At 41.3% G+C, this 20,891-nt stretch carries 13 protein-coding genes; 11 read left to right on the top strand and 2 right to left on the bottom strand.

Annotated features, from left to right (window positions below):
* Window positions 1-118: 118 nt before the first annotated feature.
* Entirely contained in the window at window positions 119-433 is a 315-nt protein-coding gene (locus tag AAGC65_RS05825; RefSeq protein ID WP_343111478.1) for a hypothetical protein, read from the top strand.
* A gap of 699 nt (window positions 434-1,132) precedes the next feature.
* On the opposite strand, the gene AAGC65_RS05820 is transcribed toward AAGC65_RS05825, so the two are convergent.
* Window positions 1,133-2,536 carry a sialate O-acetylesterase gene (locus AAGC65_RS05820; RefSeq protein ID WP_343111477.1) on the bottom strand — a complete coding sequence of 468 codons (1,404 nt, stop codon included), beginning with the start codon at window positions 2,534-2,536 and terminating at the stop codon, window positions 1,133-1,135.
* A gap of 277 nt (window positions 2,537-2,813) precedes the next feature.
* Between AAGC65_RS05820 and AAGC65_RS05815 the strand changes: the two genes are divergently transcribed.
* Complete coding sequence (locus tag AAGC65_RS05815) at window positions 2,814-3,929, top strand: DUF6528 family protein (RefSeq protein WP_343111476.1); 1,116 nt, start codon at window positions 2,814-2,816, stop codon at window positions 3,927-3,929.
* A 76-nt stretch (window positions 3,930-4,005) separates the two neighbouring features.
* On the opposite strand, the gene AAGC65_RS05810 is transcribed toward AAGC65_RS05815, so the two are convergent.
* Window positions 4,006-4,602, bottom strand: a complete 597-nt coding sequence (locus AAGC65_RS05810) for a sigma-70 family RNA polymerase sigma factor (RefSeq protein ID WP_343111475.1) — start codon at window positions 4,600-4,602, stop codon at window positions 4,006-4,008.
* 193 nt (window positions 4,603-4,795) lie between these two features.
* Between AAGC65_RS05810 and AAGC65_RS05805 the strand changes: the two genes are divergently transcribed.
* From AAGC65_RS05805 to AAGC65_RS05765, 9 genes are all read left to right on the top strand, one after another.
* Complete coding sequence (locus tag AAGC65_RS05805; protein WP_343111474.1) at window positions 4,796-5,926, top strand: FecR domain-containing protein; 1,131 nt, start codon at window positions 4,796-4,798, stop codon at window positions 5,924-5,926.
* Between the two features lie 196 nt (window positions 5,927-6,122).
* Window positions 6,123-9,380, top strand: coding sequence for a SusC/RagA family TonB-linked outer membrane protein (locus AAGC65_RS05800; RefSeq protein ID WP_343111473.1), 3,258 nt, complete (start codon window positions 6,123-6,125; stop codon window positions 9,378-9,380).
* A 21-nt stretch (window positions 9,381-9,401) separates the two neighbouring features.
* Window positions 9,402-11,141 carry a RagB/SusD family nutrient uptake outer membrane protein gene (locus tag AAGC65_RS05795; protein ID WP_343111472.1) on the top strand — a complete coding sequence of 580 codons (1,740 nt, stop codon included), beginning with the start codon at window positions 9,402-9,404 and terminating at the stop codon, window positions 11,139-11,141.
* 549 nt (window positions 11,142-11,690) lie between these two features.
* On the top strand, window positions 11,691-12,278 hold the full coding sequence (locus tag AAGC65_RS05790) for an RNA polymerase sigma-70 factor (RefSeq protein WP_343111471.1): 588 nt from the start codon (window positions 11,691-11,693) through the stop codon (window positions 12,276-12,278).
* Window positions 12,279-12,347: 69 nt separating this feature from the next.
* Window positions 12,348-13,355: a FecR domain-containing protein gene (locus AAGC65_RS05785; protein ID WP_343111470.1), complete on the top strand. Its 1,008-nt coding sequence runs from the start codon at window positions 12,348-12,350 to the stop codon at window positions 13,353-13,355.
* A 229-nt stretch (window positions 13,356-13,584) separates the two neighbouring features.
* Entirely contained in the window at window positions 13,585-16,926 is a 3,342-nt protein-coding gene (locus AAGC65_RS05780; RefSeq protein ID WP_343111469.1) for a SusC/RagA family TonB-linked outer membrane protein, read from the top strand.
* 11 nt (window positions 16,927-16,937) lie between these two features.
* On the top strand, window positions 16,938-18,383 hold the full coding sequence (locus AAGC65_RS05775; RefSeq protein ID WP_343111468.1) for a SusD/RagB family nutrient-binding outer membrane lipoprotein: 1,446 nt from the start codon (window positions 16,938-16,940) through the stop codon (window positions 18,381-18,383).
* Window positions 18,384-18,442: 59 nt separating this feature from the next.
* Entirely contained in the window at window positions 18,443-19,717 is a 1,275-nt protein-coding gene (locus AAGC65_RS05770) for a hypothetical protein (RefSeq protein WP_343111467.1), read from the top strand.
* 47 nt (window positions 19,718-19,764) lie between these two features.
* Window positions 19,765-20,859, top strand: a complete 1,095-nt coding sequence (locus tag AAGC65_RS05765; RefSeq protein WP_343111466.1) for an alkaline phosphatase family protein — start codon at window positions 19,765-19,767, stop codon at window positions 20,857-20,859.
* Window positions 20,860-20,891: the final 32 nt, after the last annotated feature.

Genomic DNA, 20,891 nt, shown 5'->3' with positions numbered 1-20,891 from the left:
TTCAAATCCCATAATAAAATAACAGAAACATAAAAAACAAACCGTAGACATCCTGTAGATCGGTGTTTTTTCCGCACTGATGCTGGTATCCGGAACGATCAACTCAAATTTTTATCTGATGATTGCACTAACCATTGGTTTGCACACCAGCGGAGGCTTCGTGTTTAACACAATCTACGGTTATTGCCTGGGCCGCTTTTCCAAGAATGCTGGGACGGCTTCAGGCCTCACCGGTGGTGGCATGTATATCGCCAGTTCGACCATTAGCTACAGCATGGTCAATCTATTTGGTATCCGGACACAAACGATACTCGGCATGGCTAATATCACCGGTGTGGTATTAGTCTTTATCCTCTTTATCGTCTTTAGTAAGTTCAGGAATATTCGCCTGAAAGAAGAAGCTTCCGCAGCAGACATCACTATGGCTTCCTGATCCGCTCATTTCATTCAGCCATAACTGTATATATTTACATAGTTATGGCTGATTATATCTAAATACCTGTAAACTCGAAATCATCTTGTCTGGCCATAACTCCCGAGGCGTGGGGCCGAGATTATAACCTACATAAATGTCAGGGGCATAACCAGCTGCTTTAACGGATATGTACTAAGATTGGTAATATACTATGCCCTCCGAAGCTGTTGTTCTCTGTGCAGCCTCTTCCAGGTATAGACAGATATTACACCTGCTGGAAGGCCAACAATCTGTTGGATGTATTGGCTGGCATAATGACCATAAGCTGTACCGAGCTGGGCAGTCGGTACTCAACCGGGTAAAGCGACATGCTGTGCGGCCATCAGGGCCACCCCCGCCTACGGGGATATAAAAAGGGAGGTAATGCAGGCCATTTTGACAGAGCTTCGTTTTTGCGATATCCAATACCTTACCTGAAAGGATGTGCGCGGTGAACGGGATGGTTTCTACCTCCAATTCCATCAACGCAAAACTTACAAACTACACCACGTTTACGTTTCTAACCGAGCATTTGACTTAATAGGAGAACGCGGTGGAATTCAGAAACAAGTTAAAGTCAATATCACTTATTTGAAAAAGGTATCAATCTACTTTTAGGTTTTCAATAAAATAAATCCGAGGCAATATTTTTTCATTCCTGTTTCGCAATAAAAGCGGCTACTGCGTAAACTGATCTGTTCTAAATGATGATGCAGGTAACCCGGCAGAATTGTATAATGATGCTTCTGTCCAGTTCTTGAAAGCATAACGAAGAGCTACTCCTGCTTTTACCTGCACACAACTAACTATAACCTGGTTTTTACCCTTAACAGTCGCCTGCGCCGGATGAAATACACCATCACTACCAGCAAGTTCAAAACCAGTTGGGCTGTTTAGGTGCAGACCCTTGTAAGCATTTTTAAAAACAACGATAGCTGTCTGGCCCCTGAAGCTTGTGTGCTGCATCACAGGATAATCGGTTTCCATATTGTTGAATTTGTAAGTTTGGCCCAACACCAATGCAGCAAGTCTGTTACCAATGAGCAGCTTATCTGCCGGATGTATACGATGCTCCTGCCCAGCGTCAAGTGTAACCACCATAGCAGAGTGTGGGATATGTGCGTTAAGTTGTGCCTCACGTAAGAACGCGGTATTTCGATCGGTATAGCTCCAGGGAGTTATTTGCACATAGTAAAATGGCAGGCGGGCATTGGCCCATTCTTTGCGCCAATTTTCGATCATGGCTGGCAATAATTTAGCATATAACGCAGCATCTTTATTTGATTCGCCCTGATACCATAAAAAGCCTTTTAGCTGATAAGGAGTCAGTGGTTTAATCATGCCGTTAAATAATCCGGAAGTGAGTTCTTCCGGATTATTGGCCGGTACTTTCATGGTATCCAAGCGGGTGCAAAGTGTGATCTCTTTAAATTCATTCAATACAGTCGCACCCATCCATGATTGTACTGCTGTACTTCCCCAGCATGAAGTAATAACACCGATGGGGATATGAAGGCTATCTGCCAGTTGGGTTGCAAATGTGTAAGCTACAGCGCTGAACTGTGGCGCACTTTGTGGATTAGCTGTTATCCAACTGCCTTTAACATCAGAAGCAGGGGTTACGGCTATTTTTTTGGCAACATCAAATACACGTATATTGGGATAATTGGAGGCTGCCGCGATGATGGAATCGCTATGCAATACGTTCTGACCCTTATCATATCCTTTCAATGGCATCACCATGTTCGATTGGCCCGAGCATAGCCAGACGTCCCCCAAAAGGATGTTGTTAATGGTGGTAGTTTGTCCATCATTAAAATCAATTCGGTAAGGCCCTCCTGCTTCACCTGTTGGAACACTAACCAGCCATTCGCCATCTTTATTAGTCGTAATTGTGTAGGATTTATTGCCCCACGAAGGTGTGATCAATAATTTGATATTAGGCTTATCCCAGCCCCAGAGTGAGATCTTAGTATTTCGTTGTAAGACCATGCTGTCGGCAATGAGTGCAGGTAGTTTTAATTGGGCAATAGCTGATGTGGACAAAAGCCAGCTCATTAAAAAAAGGATATATTTTTTCATAGTCAAATAAAAGCGTGGAAAGATAATAGCTTTTTTGAAATACCTGGATTTCAAACTTCTTACGCTTATAAAAAAACAGGTGCATTATTGCAGATAGGATTCTTATATCTTATAAAAGTTTGTCTTTGTTTTTCCGATGATGTCAAAGCTGCAAACACTTGTAACGTAAGCAATATTAAAGATATTAGAAGCATGTGATGTGAGCTTTGAGATTTACAGGTGTCTGATGTTTGAGCAATATGTGATTGCTTGAAAACTTAACCTTAAATTCTTAATCATGAAAAACATTAAAAAAAATCCTGAGCCTTTTAAATTATCGAAAAGGAAAAAGCTGTTTTCCACCTATGCAATCCTTAAAATCGGATTGGCCTTAAGTATTGCGGTGGTATCGGCCTGTACCAAAAGTCAATCTGCTGATAAGCAATCAACAGTCAAAGCAAAAGACTCGAAACTGAAAACCTTATCCTCATGTGTAACAGGCTGCTGGATTGGCGTTACTAACAATGCTAACAGCGAAATTGAACTTTACAGCTGGTATGACATGAATTGGAACGGTGCCACTGCCCGAACCTGGGACTGGAAACCAACCACCGCACGCCTTTACAGCAGCACCGAGGTGTCAAAATGGGGTATACCTAATGATTTTAAATTGCGCACCGTTGCTTCATGGGGAGGTGGTGTTTATGTAGCCGTAATTGGGAATGCCGGTTTAATCACGATAGTTGACTATGCTACAGGTAACAAAAAATGGGCGGCCATAGCAGGTAGCAGCTCGGTTGATAATATACACGGCATCGAATTATTGCCAACCGGAAATGTTGCTGTAGCAGCATCTACCGGTGGATATGTGCGGGTGTATGCATCATCTGGTGGCGCAACTACCTATGCCTCTTATACACTTACCGATGCGCACCAGGTATTATGGGATCCTGCATATAATGTGTTATGGGCGGTTGGGACTAATAAGTTGGTGGCGCTAACTGTTGGTACAGCATCGGCGCCCAGCTTGACAGCTACCGCAACTTACACTTTGCCATCTGATAACTGGTGCCATTCTGTGGCTACTAAATACGGCAGTAATGATACCTTGTTTATAGCCAGCAGTAATAATGTATGGACTTTTGACAAAAAATCACATAAGTTTACCATAGCTCCCGGACTTATTAACCGTAACGGTGTGAAAGCTATCAGTAACCAGCCAGATGGCACCGTTGTGCTTACCCGTCCAGATATTTATAAGACACCGGTACCAAGCGAGCCAAGTACAGTTAATACTGATTGGACAACCAGTTACGTAGATTATTATACTCCTGATGGTGTTTATATTCGTTCAGGGCATAAAACTGGAGCGGCATATTACAGAGGGTTTGTTTATAACACCAATTACCAGTAAAAAATTACAAATAACATAAAAATGCTCTGTAAGTATTCTTACAGAGCATTTTTTATTTAAACATGATCTGGGATTACTAATGGTTAAATAAAAACCTGATGATAATTAAAACGATCAGGTAGCTTTTAAAACAGGCGCGTAAATATTTTATAGCTATGGAAAGCTGATTTTCAACGGTTCTTTTAGAGATGTAGAATTTACTGGCTATTTCGGCATTTGACAAATCTTCCATTTTGCTTAAAATGAAAATCTCCCGGCAACGTTGTGGTAGTTTTGCCAGTGCAATGCTTAGCGCATGATGAAGGTCTGTCAGCTTAAAATTGGTCTCACCCTGATTGCTGTCTGAGTAAGCTTGGTCCAGTTGCTCGTAGCTATCAACGTAGTTTAGCTTAGTGTTTTTATGATCGCGTATATAATTATATACGCGGTAACGGGCGGCGGCTGTCAGGTAACTTTTAACAGAATTTATCTTTAAGCTTTTTCGCTTTATCCATATAGCCATGAATAGGTCATTTACTACATCAGCACTTGCATCTGCATCGCGTAAATGGATAAACACTGTTTTATACACTAATTTCCAATAACGGTTGAAGAGAATATCAAACGCGTTTAGGTCATTTTGCTCTATTAATAAAGCTAATAACTCGGCATCAGTGTAAGGTGAGTCTAACATGATAATTGGCGGTCAAATTAGATGTTTTAGTGTAAAAAGAACTTTAATTAAATATGAAGATTCAACTATTAAATGGTTCATTTCAAGCAAATAGAATAGTTGTTACTTTTTGTAAAAAGTTATGTGAGGTTGTTGCCGTTACCGTGTCTTTGTTATAGCTGTTGGGCTGAACAAACATCCGCAATCACTAAAAATGACACATCAGGAACTTGAAAAACTTTACAAAAAATACATGTCAGGAGCCGCCACTACTGAAGAGCGGCGATTGTTTGAAGAATATCAGGATGGGTTTGACCTTATTGACATTCCGTGGGAAGTGGACATGGGTGACCCGGAACAGGTAGAAAAACAACTTAACCGAAACATGGCTCAGGGCATGCGTAAACATAAGCAACAGCAAGTGTTAACCTATGCGGCAAGCTCATTAATGATACTTTTAATAACAGGATTATTAATGATTCGCTTTGTTGGTCAACCCGTTAACCCGGTTGGACAACTGGCTAAAACCCGATCGAATGTAATAAAGCCGGGAAGTGATAAGGCGATCTTAACCTTAAGCAATGGTAGTAAAATAGCACTTGAAAATGCCAGGCAGGGTGTTATTTCAATCGAAAATAATATTGCTATTCTTAAAAGTAAACAGGGTCAGGTTGTTTATAGCAATAACAGGGGGACTACGCCGGCAAGGGGTGTAATTAACACCATGTCTACTCCAAGAGGTGGGCAGTACCAGCTAATACTTGCCGACGGTACAAAGGTTTGGCTTAATGCTGCAACAAGTCTAAAATATCCGATAGCGTTTACCGGTAATGAGCGTGTGGTAGAATTGACAGGTGAGGCCTATTTTGAAGTTGCACACAATCCGCAAAAGCCTTTTAAAGTAATATCGATGGGCCAGGAAGTTAAAGTTTTAGGTACCCATTTTAATATCAATGCTTATCATGATAATGAAACCACACAAACAACTTTACTGGAAGGTTTGGTTATGCTCACCGATAAGCAGCAGCAAGTGTTGATCAGGCCTGGTGAGCAGGCCACAAAGCTGGGGAGGGCACCTTTTGTGATTAAAAAAGTTAATATTAACAATGCTGTAGCCTGGAAGAATGGCCTTTTTGCGTTTGATCATTCCAGCATCACTCAGATTATGCAAAGCATCTCCCTCTGGTACGATGTGGATATTGTGTATAAAGAAGATGTAACAGCAACAGACCTTGGCGGAACTATTTCCAGATACAATAATCTTAAATCTGTATTAGCTGCTTTGCAGGCTACCGGGGCTATTCATTTTCATGTGGAGGGAAGGAGGATAGTGATTATGCGCTAATGCCTACAACAGCCCAATATCCTAAAAAAGGGACCAGTAGCAGGTCGAAGTGCTCTGGTCCGCAGCCTGTTGGCTTAGGATTAATAAAAGATCAATCTACTAATCATTACTTACTAATCTTAATCAAATGTATAAATTTTCCATTGCATTTCCCCGCAAGGGGCATTCCTGTATCCTATCAAAAATTGTATTGATAATGAAACTTACAATTGTGTTATTTATAGTTGCTTTACTGCAAGCGCACGCCTCAACTTATGCACAAAACGTTAACATCAGTGTAAAAAACGCGTCTTTATCAAGTGTGTTTAAAGAATTGCACAAGCAAACCGGGTTTGATTTCGTGTATGATAATAAACTATTAAAACAAGCAAAGCCCGTTAGCTTAAACCGCCTTAATATATCGTTACCTGATGTACTAAATGAATGCTTTAGCCAGCAGCCCTTTAGCTACAAAATCATCGATAATATGATTGTAGTGGTAAAAAAGTCAGCTGACTTAACTACAGCAAAAGCTATAGCCATTAATATTAGGGGTAAGGTGAAAGATGAAACAGGAGCTCCGTTACCCGGAGTAACTGTCAAATTAAAAGGGACCAACAATGCTACGAATACGGATAAAGATGGTAATTATAGCATTGCACTACCTAATGAAATGGGAACGCTTGTTTTTACGGCGGTTGGTTTTTTACAGCAGGAGATACCCGTAAATAGTAATAGCCGCATTGATGTTACATTAAGATCCTCATCTACCCAGCTTAATGAGGTTGTTGTAGTAAGTGTTGGTTATGGTACGCTTAACCAAAAAGAAGTGTCCAGTGCCATTTCACATGTTTCTGCCAAGGATTTACTAAATGTAGCCAGCAATAATCCCTTAATGTCATTACAGGGGAAAGTGCCCGGATTAACCATCAGTAACACTGGCGCTGCGGATCCGAATTCAAACCCAAGTGTACAGTTAAGAGGTGTCTCCTCACGGAATGCCGGCTTAGGGCCATTATATGTAATTAATAATGTTCCAGGAGGCAACCTTGAAAATATTAATCAAAATGATATTGAGTCTATCGATGTGCTAAAAGGTGGTGCGGCTTCAGCTATTTATGGTACGCGCGGCAGTAATGGTGTTATCATCATTACTACCAAAAAAGGCTCGTCGCAATCGCGCATGTTCTATGAAGGTTATTCCAGTTTTGATTTCGCAACCAATCGCTTAGATCTGTTATCAAAAGATGCCTTTATAGCAGATCGAGTGAAGCATAATCCGACACAGGCTCAGGATTATGGAGGCAACTCCGATTGGGTGGACGCAGTAACAAAGTCTCCGGCCTTTGGTCAAAAGCATACTTTTCAGTTATCAGGTGGAGGCAGTAAAACAAATTATTTCGCCTCGGCCGATTACAGAAATGCAAACGGCATTGATTTAAGGTCGGGTAGACAATCTTACGGGTCAAGAATAAATGTTAATCACACCTCGGCCGATAATATATTTTCGGCCAGTATAACCGTCGCTCCCAGATATATCAATAGCAAGTCAGCCGATTATGGTGGCTTCAAAAATGCACTGACCTTGAATCCAACTATTCCTATTTATGATAAAGAGGGCAAGTATAATTTCATTAACGTAGGTAGTTTTCAGGGTGCTAATCCGGTTGAAGTTGCCAATATTGTAAAGGCTAATCAGGAAATCAAGCAGTTGGATATCAATGGTTCTTTTAAGGTTAATATATTGCCTAATTTGAATACTATGGTAACAGTTTCTGAAGTGAGCTCTTCAATTAAAGATCAGAATTTCAGTCCTTCAACGTTAACATCTATCGTTCATTCTGGCCAGATCACAAAAACGAACTATGCTTCACAAACGCAAACGGAATATGATACCAAGAATATTGAATGGACTGGCAATTATTCCCTGACCCTGCAAAAGCATAATTTTAAACTATTGGGTGGTTATTCCTTTTCAAACTATACCACTGAGCAGTTCAGTGCGACCAACTATGATTTTCCTTTTGATTCATTCCTCTGGAATAACTTGGGTTCGGGTTTGTATAATGGCGGGGCGGCCGGACAAGGCAGCGGGGCTGTTGGGTCAACCCAGAGCAGTTCAAGGCTTATTGCCTTTTTTGGTCGTTTAAATTATGATTTTGACGGAAAATATATTTTTACAGCCAGCTTACGTCATGAAGGGTCTTCTAAATTTGGTGTGGGTAATAAATGGGGGAATTTCCCTGCTGCATCTGCCGCATGGCGGGTAACTGAAGAACGCTTTTTAAAAAACAGATATGAATGGCTAAACGATTTAAAACTTCGTGCAGATTATGGTGTAACTGGTAATCAGGACTTTGATCCTTATAAATCATTGCTGTTATATGGCAGTTTCGGTTATTTTCCGTATAACGGCACCACTTATCAGGTGTATGGACCAGTGCAAAATGTTAATCCTTTTTTAGGATGGGAGAAAGCTATTAACTTTAATGCAGGTCTTGATTTTACCTTGTTTGACAATAGGTTTTCAGGCTCTGTAAATTATTATGTGCGGACCAATAAAGATCTGCTGGGCGATTATGATGTACCCGTTCCACCAAATCCGCGCCCTACTACTTACACTAACGTAGGTACCATCAAAAACACAGGATGGGAGTTGCAATTGAACGGCAGTGTAGTAAAGGGGAGAAACTTTAGTTATGATCTGTCCTTTGCCGGTGCGGTCAATAACAATAAGTTCGTGTCGTTTTCAAATGATCTATATCATGGAGCTCCTTTTCAGGATGTAGCTAATCTGCCTGCGCCAGGATCTCCGGGTATGATCCAGCGTATTCAGGAGGGGCAAAGGATAGGTTCGTTTTATACTTATCGCTCGGCCGGGGTAAAAGATGGTGTACTTCAGGTTTATAAAAAAGATGGAAGTATTGTTGCCGGCAACCTGGCCAGTAACGATGATAAGCAATTTGTGGGTAACGGTATGCCTAAGTTCACAGCCTCGCTGCAGAATACATTCCGCTATAAAAACTTCGATCTGAGTATTTTCCTGCGTGGTAATTTTGATTACGACATCTTTAATATCTACGCGTTTTACATCGGAACACCTGCTGCGCAAACCGATGCCAATGTGCTGACTTCTGCTTACAACAGCAAAAGCAAATACTCCAAGCTAACCAGCAGTACTACAACCAGCATAGCATCTGATTATTTTCTGGAACCGGGATCATTCGTTAAAGTGGATAATGTGGCTTTAGGCTATACCTTCAAGCCGGTATCCTCTAAGCACTTTCACAGTATCCGAATCTACGCTACCGGAAGAAATCTGAAAACTTTTACCAAGTATACCGGTGGCGACCCCGACCTGGTACAAGTAAATGGTTTAACGCCTGGTGTTAATTTAGACAGAAGCGGAAACCCGGCGCTGGATTATTTTCCATCCACCCTGCAATTGATCATAGGCGCACAGATCACTTTTTAACATTTTAATTTCTGAATTGATATGAAAAAATATTTCAATTATATACCCGTGAGTATTTTAACAGTGCTGTTGCTGGTTATAAGTAACAGTTGTACCAAGCTTGATGAACATGTAGCTGATAAAATAGATGAAAGTCAGTTTTTAACACGCCGAGACGATGTTATCCGTGACTTTTTAAGACCTTTTGAACATGGCTTCTCCACTATCCAGAATGGTGACTTATTTTCCATTGGCGAGGATTGCACAGATGAAATGATGACGCCAAACAGGCAGGGTGACTGGTTAAATGGTGGCTATTATGCACGTATGCATTACCACACCTGGACAGTTAATGATGCCTTTACCAGCGGAGTATGGACAAGCTTTTATCAGGGTGTTTCATTAGCTACCAACTCCTTGCAGGATATGGAGGCTATTTCCGACCCGGCTAAACTTGGCGTAACTACAGCTGAGCTGTCAGACTTTAAGGCGGAACTGCACACTTTAAGGGCATGGTTTTATTTACGCGCTTTTGACTTTTATCGCAATATTGAGATCATCACCGATGTTAAACACTCAACTACGGGTAACAAACAATCACCACCGCAGGAAACTTTTAACTATATCGAGTCTGAACTTAAAAATGCTATCCCGGACTTACCGACTAAAGAAAGTTTGGGTGCTAATGCTATTGGCCGTTGGACAAAGGCCAGTGCCGCTGCTTTACTGGTGCGTTTATATTTAAATTCAAAAGTTTACACAGGGGTAGATAAATTTGCCGAATGTGCGGCTGTGTGTCAGGATATTATTAGCGGCAAATATGGTAACTACACGTTGGATACCCGTTGGGACGCGCCCTTTGATTATACCAATAGTAAACCGGCGTCAGAAACTATTTATGGTTTTCCGGCTACGCTGGCGCAAACCCACTGGCAGTATACATCGGCCATGTATTTATGGGGGATGACTTATGATGCGCCTACCCTTTATATGGGTTGTACAGATTTAGGGCGTGGTAACCCTCGCTTTGCTTTGCAGCCGGGCCGGGATGTGGATAGTGTGGAATATAGTTTCCAATTGGGTAAACCGTTTGTTAAATTTCAAAAATATCCCGATGATCTGCGCTTAAAGGTTTATAAAAACCTGGGTAATAGCCAGCGCGAAGGAATGTTTTTGTATGGTTACCTAACCTACAATAAAACAGTGAGCGGAAAAACGGTACCAGATACCGTACGCGGCACCAAAGGAACATATGCTCTATATATCCGTGACCAGGTAGGCTTATTCCTGGATGCTAAGCCGGGGAAAAAAATAGCGGACAAAGAATCGGACATTAACCATGCTGATCATAACTCGGGTATTTTCCTGATCAAATACCCTTTTTATCCAACACCTGACCCTAATCGAATTACCTCGGCTTTTGCCGAGATCAGGCTTTCAGAAATTTATTATTCACTTGCTGAGTGTAAATACCGTGCAGGTGATAAGGCAGCAGCAGCAGTGCTTTTAAATGCTGTGCGTAAACGTAATTATCCAGCCAATTCCCCGAGCCTTTATAAGCCAGACGGCAGCCAACTCTCCGATCAGGAAATACTTGACGAATGGGGACGTGAATTTATAGGCGAAAATCGAAGGCGTACTGATATGATACGCTGGGGTGTTTTCAGTAGCGGCACCTGGTGGGATAAAAAGCCCGACGCCGATAAACACACAGAAATATTCCCTATTGGGGTGACTATAATGGGGGTAAATCCGCAATTAGTTCAAAATCCGGGATATTAGGACTGGTGTAATATTATTCGTATCTTAGTTATAGTAAGATTTGTAAATAGTCTGCATCAAAAGTGGTTAGTAATTCGGTGCGTAGCACATAGATAACTATATAAGTTGTTGTAAGTCAATAGGGCTTTAATCGCGTTCGATTCCCCTACGGGCTACGAGAGGGGAAAAGTCACACACAGTGTACTTTTCCCCTTTGTTTTTTGCATCCAGTTAGTGGCCCGCATTGATAATTTTCAACAAATCATCTATAAAATAAAATATTCCTATAACCATATCCCCTGTAAGCATCGTTAGTGTCCTTTAGTTCTGGTAAAACAAAGTTCTTACTTTGGATGCTTAATTTTTATTCTTTTATAACCCGAAACCTGAGTTAATTAGAAAAAGAAGGTTTAGGTTAATTCCGTTCTTTTCTGTTTTGAGTGTATAAAAATTAGTGTGTGGGCCATAATGTGGATTGGATTTCTTGTTAACAATCACTTAATTAACAATTAATATGTGCTTGCTTTTAACCAGCTACTTTTGCCCCGAATTAAAAGCAGACCGTCAATTATGATATATAAGGGCTTACCAGATCAGACATTGATTCAGTATTGTAAAGACGGTGATGATAGGGCATTCAATGAACTTTTCAGGAGATATTTCAACAAGCTTTATCAATTTTCATTAAGGTACGTTAAGGATGAGACTATCGCGGAGAGTTTGGTACTGGATCTCTTACTGCGGATCTGGCAAAAGAGCGGAGAGATCAAAACCGATGCTGAAATTGCCCCATATCTTTTTACAGCGATGAAAAATACGCTGCTTAACCACATCCGTAAAAAATATGAAGCCACGCTGCCACTAACATCAATTCCCGAATATAGCCTCGCCAGCCCATCTTTAGCCGAAGATTTTGATGCCAAAGAGTTAAGGATAGTTTATGGTAAGAGCCTGGAACACTTAAGTCCGCAGCGGAAAAAGGTATTCGAGATGAGCAGGGATATGGACATGAACCACAAGGAAATTGCTACTGAACTGCAACTTTCTGTCAATACTGTTGAAAATCATATTGGTGCATCTCTTAGGTTTCTCCGCCAGGAGATACAAAAACATACAGACGTAGCCCTCTGCGTCATATTTTATTTCTTTTTTAAATAAAATTCATTTTCCATTAGTGGTTGTCTTCAAAATATGTGTAATGACATATAGAAGCATCTTATTAATGAAATGGAGCAACAGATAAATAAACAATTCATCCAAAAATATCTTGACGGGAAATGTTCCTCCTCCGAACTACAGATCATGAACCGGTTTTTGCTTCGGGAAGATGCCGAACAAATCATAGATCAGATCTGGGCTGAAGAATGGGACAGATTTCAAGAGACGGAAATTTCTGATGAGGAAATTGGCCATTGGAAGGATCGTTTTATAAAGGAACGGATGCAGGGTAGCCTGTTACCTATTTCAGAGGATCAACCAGCCAGGCGATTTTTTGCACTTCGTTATGCTGCGGTTTGGCTTACTTTGCTGCTTAGTTTAGGCGCGCTGTATAGTGTCTGTTTCCACAAACATAATACTGAAACAGAGGCGATAACCATGCTGGAACGCAACAATGCCAATGGGCAGCGTGCCCAGGTGCGATTATCAGATAATTCTGTCGTTTATCTGGCCGGAGGAAGCAAGCTGATCTATCCTTCCCGTTTTGCAGGGAATACCCGCGAGATCACGCTGGAGGGAGAGGCTTTTTTCGAGATCGCTAAGAACCACGCAAAGCCATTTATTATCCATACCGGAGCAATAAGGACCCGTGTTGTGGGAACGTCGTTCCGCATCAATGCATTTAAGCATAAGCCTTTTTTGGTTGAAGTAGCAACCGGAAAAGTGTCCATAGAACAACAGCAGGCAAAAAGCAAGGCTACACTGGCTGTACTGACGCCTGGTCAGAGCATGCTATGGCTCCATGATCATGCAGAATTGGGTAAGGTAAATGCAGATGATGTAGCAGCGTGGAAAAATGGCAGGCTGGTATTTAACGGGGCCACGCTAAAAGAAATGGCCGCTGTGTTTGAGCGCTGGTACAACGTAAAAATGATTTTTGATGATCCGGTAAAAGCAGAACAGCATATTACCATCACACTAAATTTAAACATCCCCCTATCTGAAATTATGGAGGTGCTTGCCAGTACCGGAAAATTCCAATATGAAATTCGGGGAAGACTAATTACCATCAATTAATAGAGTATAAACTAAATGCAGAAAATATGTAACAGGAGTACTTAAAAGAAAACCCGTTCCCGAAGCAGGGAACGGATTTAAAACGAATAAGCCGGAAGTTTTCGACGACCGTTCGGCTTAATGATCAATAACAGATTACCGCTATAAGCGGGCAAACCCATTATTTACCAAAAGTATGCAAAAAGGTTCAATCCTTCACCCCACAGTAAGACCCAAACTTATCTTTCTCATGAAATGCTCTTTTATTTCACTGGTAGCGCTTCTTACTTTAAGCAGTGTTCTTTTTGCCAATGAGGCAAACAGCCAGAATCTGGACAAGCTAAAAATTGCCCTGCACCTTAAAAAGGCTGGAATTAAAGAAAGTTTACTGGCTGTTGAAAAGCAGTCAAAAATAAGTTTTTCATTACCTGATGACCTGCTGGGCAAATACCCAAAGGACATCCAGATTAATACAGATGAGATCAGTGTAAGAAAAGCAATCGAAACCATTTTAAGTAACACTAATCTTCAGTTCAGGATACTGAATAACTTTATTCTGATTGAGCGTAAACCAGCCCCTCAGGTTCCTGGTAAAATTACCGGTAAAATTACTGATGCTAAAGGCGAGTCCCTGCCGGGGGCCAGTATCCGGATTGTTGAGCTTAACCAGAGTTTTTCAAACAATGCAGACGGGTTCTATAGTATAAATGTAAAACCAGGTACTTATAGCATAGAGGTTAAGTACATGTCTTATATCACACAACTTAAAACGGCTGTTTCAATTGAAGAAGGTAAAAGCACAACTGTTGATTTTATGTTGCAAGAGGATAAAGGCGTACTTAACGAAGTCGTAGTAACGGCATTGGGTATTAAGAAAGAGGTGAAAAAACTTGGGTATGCAGTGCAGGAAGTTAAAAGCAAGGCCATAAGCCAGATACCGACAAATAACTTCGCGACCCAGTTAAGCGGAAAGGTTGCTGGGTTAACCGTTTTTAATTCGCCCAATCTGATGCAGCAAACAAAAATTGAACTCAGGGGCCGGGAACCATTAATTGTAATAGACGGAATACCCGTTAACTCTAATACATACGATATCAATGCATTGGATATTGAAAGTATTTCAGTTTTAAAAGGCGCGACTGCCGCTGCGCTTTATGGTTCTAAAGGGCAAAATGGTGCTATTCAGATCACTACAAAATCTGCAGGCAAAGAAACTTCAATAGAGTTGAGCCAAAGGTCAATATACAGGGCGGGCTGGATTGTTTTTCCTAAAACCCAGACCCAATATGGAAATGGTGAACAGGGAAAATACGCCTATTTTGACGGGATGGGCAACGGAACTTTTGACAACGATTTTGTTTGGGGGCCAAGAATGGACGTAAAAGATCCCTCAACTCCAAGCGGATACTGGGAAACCCCGCAATGGGATAGTCCTTTGGATGCCAATGGCAAGCGGATACCTACTCCATTTATTTCCAGGGGCAAGGATAACCTTAAAAACTTTCTGGAAACTGGAAGTACTATCAGTAATTATGCCTCCATATCCTCATCCAACGATAAAACCAGTGTAAGATTGGGGCTGGGTTACGATTACACAAACGGAGAGGTTCCCTCCACTGAGCTGAAAAATTATAACGGAACCCTAAATGTGATCTCTCAGGCTACTGACCGTCTGAAATTGTCCACAACGCTCCAATTCAATAAACAAGATTCACCAAACTTTCCGCGCCTCAATTATGGCAATACCAACATTCTGTACGGAATGCTGATATGGGCAGGAGCCGATGTGGATATGCGGGATTTTAAAAATTATTGGAAACCAGGCAAGGAAAATTATGAGCCGATTTACTTCAATTATTCCTGGATCAATAATCCGTACTATATGGCTTATGAGCAAACTCAATCTTTAAGCAGGAATAAGTTTTTCGGCGTGGCCAGTGCAGATTATCAGATCTCCAATTCTTTTAGTGCAACCTTAAGGCAAAGTGCGGAGGCGACGGCAACAACCAATCAGATGAAATATCCATATGGATACATTGGCGCTAATGCCATCAAAGGTAATTATGAGCTGACCGATGAGAATGTTTCGGAGTATAACACCGATGCATTTATTAAATACGCTTCAACTCAGGGAAAATTCGGCATTAATGCTTTTATAGGCGGAAGTGTAAACTTTAAGCAAAATACACTTCACAATTCAAAAACACAGGGTTTGCAGGTGCCGCAGATCTATAACCTTTCCAATTCCATAGGCTCGGTTTTGTCAACAAATTCTTTAACGCAGTATGCGAGAAACAGCTTATTTGCTTCAGCTGACCTGAGTTATGACAATGCTTACTTCCTTTCTTTAACGGAGCGCGTTGACGTATCCTCTGCGCTTCCAAAAAACAACAACGAATACAGTTATCCATCTGTGTCTGGTTCGGTGATCTTATCCAAGCTGCTGAATATGCCAGGTTCAAGCTTTCTTAAAGTAAGGGGATCATGGGCAATGGTTAGGGCAGATCTGGCACCTTATCAATATGCGAGTTACTATAACCCATCCATTATTTATAACGGGAATAACTCGGTCACCTATTCCCCGGTTTTAGGAAACGAGCAGCTCAGGCCTCAAAAAACCACAGGATATGAATTGGGTACAAATGCATCCTTCTTTGATGGAAAGCTGACCGTTGACCTGACAGCCTACAGATATGTGGATTCGGAGTCTATTTATGATCAGAACGCTTCATTGGCTTCAGGCTTTACCAAGTATAAGATCAATGGTAATAGGTTTAACCGCTTTGGTTATGAAGCGATTATAGGAACCAATCAAAAAATTAGCAGTAATGTAGAATGGACCTCTAACATTAACTGGAGCATGAACAGAAACAAGCTTGCCGAAATTTATGGCGGTGCGGACAACCTTGGGGGAATCAGGGTTGGCGACCGGATGGATTTGTACATAACCAGCAACACCATGCAAAAGGCCCCGGACGGTCAGTTGATCATTGGGACTAACGGGTTACCGGTTAAGGATACCCAGCTAAAAACATTAGGCCATATTGGAGCAGACTGGACTGCAAGCTGGTTTAATAGTTTTAGATTTTTTAAACAATTTAACTTCAGCTTTTTATTGGAGGGCCGTGTTGGTGGTATAGATCAGGCGAATCTTAACCAGCAACTGTGGTACTCTGGTGCGCATCCGGACGCAGTGGGCCCGGATCGTGAGGCTTATGCCCGTGGAGAGGCTTATATTGCAAAGGGGGTAAACCTGGTAGACGGCAAGTATGTTCCAAATACTTACAAAACGACTTATAAAGACTTTTCTGAGCAATATTGGTACCGTATGAACGGTGAATCAAACGTGTTTAGCCTTACTTTTCTTAAGCTTAGGGAATTATCAATTGGTTACGATGTGCCAAAAGCATGGCTTGACAAGTTAGGAGCGAATCTTAAAGGTGTTTCGTTTAGTGTAGTAGGGTCAAACTTATTTATCGCTTCATCTTTCCCGCTGTCTGACCCGGATATTGGGAATGGAGGTACCAATGGCAATCTACTTCAATTCCCTTCAACAAGGAATGTTGGTTTTAATTTAAATGTAAAGTTTTAAGACAAAAACGAATGAATAAGATAATTATATACCTGATGGTAAGTATGATTGTTATGCTTGCTTCCTGTAGACCAGATAAATTTAACAAAGATCCAAACCGTCCGACTGAGGTTGGCGCACAGGCAATTTTACCAAATGTAATCTTCAACAGCTTTAAGAACCGTTATCCATGGCAGCCTGGGCTGGCTGTAAGACATGCTACGGCTACTTCTGACAGGCAAGCCTATCAAACGTATGAATGGGCAAATGGTGACTGGGCAGAATTTAACTTGCTGCGCGATGTGACTAAAATGATGGAAAGTGCCGGAGGTGCAAAAGAATACCTGGCCATTGGGAAAATTTTAAGGGCCCATAATTTTTTCTTTTTGACCAGAATGTATGGAGATATTCCTTACAGTGATGCGCTTAAAGGCCAGGAAACAGGTAATTATCAGCCCAAGTATGACAGTCAGAAGGTAATTATGCTCGGCATACTTAATGAACTGGAAGAGGCGAATCAGTTGTTGATTAATCCCGGATCTACCCTTACTGGGGATATTATGTATAACGGGGACCTTAAAAAGTGGCGTAAACTGGCAAACTCTTACAAATTGAGAGTATTGCTTATGCTCAGCAAAAAAGAAAATGATGCGGATTTGCAGGTAGCCAAACGGTTTAACGACATTATTTCTAATCCGGCGCAATATCCAATTTTTGAGAGTGATGATGATGAAGCCAAAGTAAATTACCTGGATTATGAAAACATACGGTATCCGCTTTATATGGATTTTAATGTCCGTAACAAACGTTTTATAGGCAAGACCCTTGCTGATATGTTAAAGAGGCTGCAAGATCCACGTTTGTTCTATTATGCAACACCATTTTTAAACGCTGCCGCGCAAGGTAAAACAGGGTTTGATGCTTATGAAGGGATTGATGCTTCAAAATCACTTACGGCCGCTACCGAAGATGGATCTACGGGTAATTATAGTCGTGTAAACAGCCATAATTATACAGAGCTACCAATCGGAAAACCTTCGCTCGGATTTAGTTATGCTGAACTGATGCTGGCCATAGCTGAAGCAGCTGAAAGAGGATGGGTACAGGTAAGCGCTGGTACTTATTATGAACGGGCTATTCAGTCTTCATTCAAGTTTTATGACATAGCGGGCTCTGCAGCCAATTATCTGGTCAGGAATCCGCTTTCGGCTGTTAAAGATAATGCATTGACCCAGCTTTATGAACAACGCTATATTCTGTTTAATGCGCAGTCAGATTTTGAAGCATTCTTTCATTATCACCGCACGAATTTTCCCGTAATTGTTAATGGCCTGGGACAAGCTACTGCTATAGTGCCATTCCGCTTGCTTTATCCTACTGATGAGCAACGGGTAAACGCGGCAAATTATCAAAATGCACTGAAAGCACAGGGCTTCAGCGCAGACAATATTCTGATGAAACCCTGGTTGTATCAATAAATTAATATGATGGGGCTTTTGATGATGATCAAAGGCCCCATTTGATAAATGAAAAGATTATGAAAAGATTGATTTTAATTTTAATCTCATGGATATGCTTGCAGGAATTTTCGAACGCTCAAAACAACAGACCTATCCCTGTTTGGAAAGAAGGTAACCTGGACATTATTATTTTTAAAACAGGCAGAGGGGATGCTATATTCACCATTATGCCGGATGGTACCACCATGCTTTCTGATCCGGGAGAACTGGATCTGACAGATCCAAGAACAGAATCAGACAGGAACTCCAGGGCTTATCCAAACGCTTCAAGATTTGCTGATGAGTGGATAGCCAGCTATATACGCCAGGTGAGCCCGGCAAAGAAGCCTTCATTTGTAGATTATGCGTTTATTACACACTTTCATGATGACCATTACGGGTTAATTTATGATGGTGCCAGGAAGTCAAGAAATGGAGACTATTATTTGTCTGGTATAACCGGGGTAGGTGATCAGGTCTCTTTTGGGAAAATTCTGGACAGAGGATATCCAAATTACAATACACCTGTAGACATCAGGGCACAACTTAAAAAGAATCATCAGATCAAGGAGTATAACACCCTTGTCAATTACATTCGTTATGCCGAAGAGAAAAAGAAGAGGGATGGTACAAAAATAGAACAGTTTGAAGTAGGAAGTGACAAGCAAATTGTGTTAAATAATAATCCAAAGGCTTACCCTGGTTTTTCAGTACGGAATATACAGGGTAATGGCTGGGTTTGGAACAAGGCAACAGGGAAGAACTTTTACGTTTACCCGGACACCACAAAATATGTTCCTTCAGAAAATGGCTTAAGTTTAGGCTATCTGATTACATATGGCAACTTCAAGTTTTATCACGGGGGGGATATTCCCGGGGTAGTGACTATAGGTAACCCTGACTATTATGATGTGGAATCAAAAATGGCATCTTCAATAGGAAAAGTAGATGTAGCTATTGCTAACCACCACGGCGGGAGAGATGTTCTGAATCCTTTTTTTATCAAAACCCTACAGCCAAGGGTTTGGCTTGAGGTAGTTTGGTCAAGCGACCAGCCTTCACATGAAACACTTACACGTATGCTTTCCAAATCCATTTATCCCGGTGAGCGGGATTTATTTGCAACCGATATTTTACCTGCTAATAAAGTGGTTATCGGGGACCTGATTGATAATAATTATAAATCCACAAGCGGACATATCTGGCTGCAGGTGAAACCGGATGGTAGTTATACCGTATCTACACTGGAAACGGTCAACAATAAGTTAAGCCTGAAAAATTCTTACGGGCCTTACTATAGTGAAAAGAAATAGCGGCAGAATAATCCGTACTTATTAGTTAACAAAACCTAAATTTTTTTGTGAGAAAAGTAATCCTTCTTTTGATAGCCGTTAGTATGTTTGTACAACTAAGGGCACAGGCTGTCAAAACTAAAAATATAATTATTGTTACCCTTGATGGCTTTCGCTGGCAGGAGCTTTACCGGGGGGCAGATTCGGCGCTGATCCAATCTAAATTTACCAGGGATAAAGATGAAGTGATAAAAAAGTTCTGGGCACCTGACGTATCCGGCCGCCGAAAACTGTTATTGCCTTTTTTTTGGAATGTAATTGCAGAAAAGGGTCAGTTATACGGTAACAGGGATTTGGGAAATAAAGATGAGGTTGCCAATCCGTACCGTTTTTCCTATCCGGGATACAATGAAATCTTTACCGGTTTTCCGGATGTAAGGGTAAATTCTAACGATCCCGTACTAAACCCCAACGTAAATGTTCTTGAATATTTAAATAAGCAAAAAGGGTTTGAAAATAAGGTTGCAGCTTTTACTTCATGGCATATTTTTCCGGCTATATTGAATGAGAAACGTTCCGGATTGCTAATAAATTCCGGTTATGCCGACTTTAAGGCCCCTAAGGCCGGTGAGCGGCTGAAGTATCTGAACGGGTTGCAGCACAAAGTACCTGAGTTGATCGGGCCTGATATACGCCTTGACTTTTTAACCTTTGAGCTTGGCAAAGCGTACCTTAAACAATATAAACCACGTGTGTTATATATGGCATTCGCTGAAACTGATGACCTGGCACATGACGGCAGCTATAAGTTCTACTTGCAGTCGGCCAATAAAGAAGATGGTTTTTTGAATGAACTATGGCAATACTTGCAGACTGATCCACAGTATAAAGATAAAACCACATTAATTATTACCAGTGACCATGGACGGGGTGAGGTACCCCTTGAAAAATGGATGGGGCATGGAACAGATACGCCAAATTCGGAACAGTCATGGTTTGCCGTGATAGGTCCCGATACGCCGCCAGCGGGTGTAATAAAAACCCAGACTACAACTTATCACAAGCAATTGGCCCAGACGATAGCTGGATTACTTGGCTTTGATTTTAAGGCTGTCGCAGGGCATGAGGTTGCGGATGCGATAGTCAGTGTTACAAGACATTAAAAAAAATTACCATGAACTTGACCTGTTCTAAA

This window comes from Mucilaginibacter sp. (assembly GCF_039207105.1).
Taxonomy (GTDB): Bacteria; Bacteroidota; Bacteroidia; order Sphingobacteriales; family Sphingobacteriaceae; genus Mucilaginibacter.
The sequence above is the reverse complement of the archived record's forward strand: the minus strand, read 5'-3'. Positions and strand labels throughout refer to the sequence as shown.

Excerpts from the sequence above, each read along its gene's own strand:
- AAGC65_RS05825 (WP_343111478.1), top strand. The coding sequence starts at position 119 with ATGATTGCACTAACCATTGGTTTGCACACCAGCGGAGGCTTCGTGTTT.
- AAGC65_RS05820 (WP_343111477.1), bottom strand. The coding sequence starts at position 2,536 with ATGAAAAAATATATCCTTTTTTTAATGAGCTGGCTTTTGTCCACATCA.
- AAGC65_RS05815 (WP_343111476.1), top strand. The coding sequence starts at position 2,814 with ATGAAAAACATTAAAAAAAATCCTGAGCCTTTTAAATTATCGAAAAGG.
- AAGC65_RS05810 (WP_343111475.1), bottom strand. The coding sequence starts at position 4,602 with ATGTTAGACTCACCTTACACTGATGCCGAGTTATTAGCTTTATTAATA.
- AAGC65_RS05805 (WP_343111474.1), top strand. The coding sequence starts at position 4,796 with ATGACACATCAGGAACTTGAAAAACTTTACAAAAAATACATGTCAGGA.
- AAGC65_RS05800 (WP_343111473.1), top strand. The coding sequence starts at position 6,123 with ATGAAACTTACAATTGTGTTATTTATAGTTGCTTTACTGCAAGCGCAC.
- AAGC65_RS05795 (WP_343111472.1), top strand. The coding sequence starts at position 9,402 with ATGAAAAAATATTTCAATTATATACCCGTGAGTATTTTAACAGTGCTG.
- AAGC65_RS05790 (WP_343111471.1), top strand. The coding sequence starts at position 11,691 with ATGATATATAAGGGCTTACCAGATCAGACATTGATTCAGTATTGTAAA.
- AAGC65_RS05785 (WP_343111470.1), top strand. The coding sequence starts at position 12,348 with ATGGAGCAACAGATAAATAAACAATTCATCCAAAAATATCTTGACGGG.
- AAGC65_RS05780 (WP_343111469.1), top strand. The coding sequence starts at position 13,585 with ATGAAATGCTCTTTTATTTCACTGGTAGCGCTTCTTACTTTAAGCAGT.
- AAGC65_RS05775 (WP_343111468.1), top strand. The coding sequence starts at position 16,938 with ATGAATAAGATAATTATATACCTGATGGTAAGTATGATTGTTATGCTT.
- AAGC65_RS05770 (WP_343111467.1), top strand. The coding sequence starts at position 18,443 with ATGAAAAGATTGATTTTAATTTTAATCTCATGGATATGCTTGCAGGAA.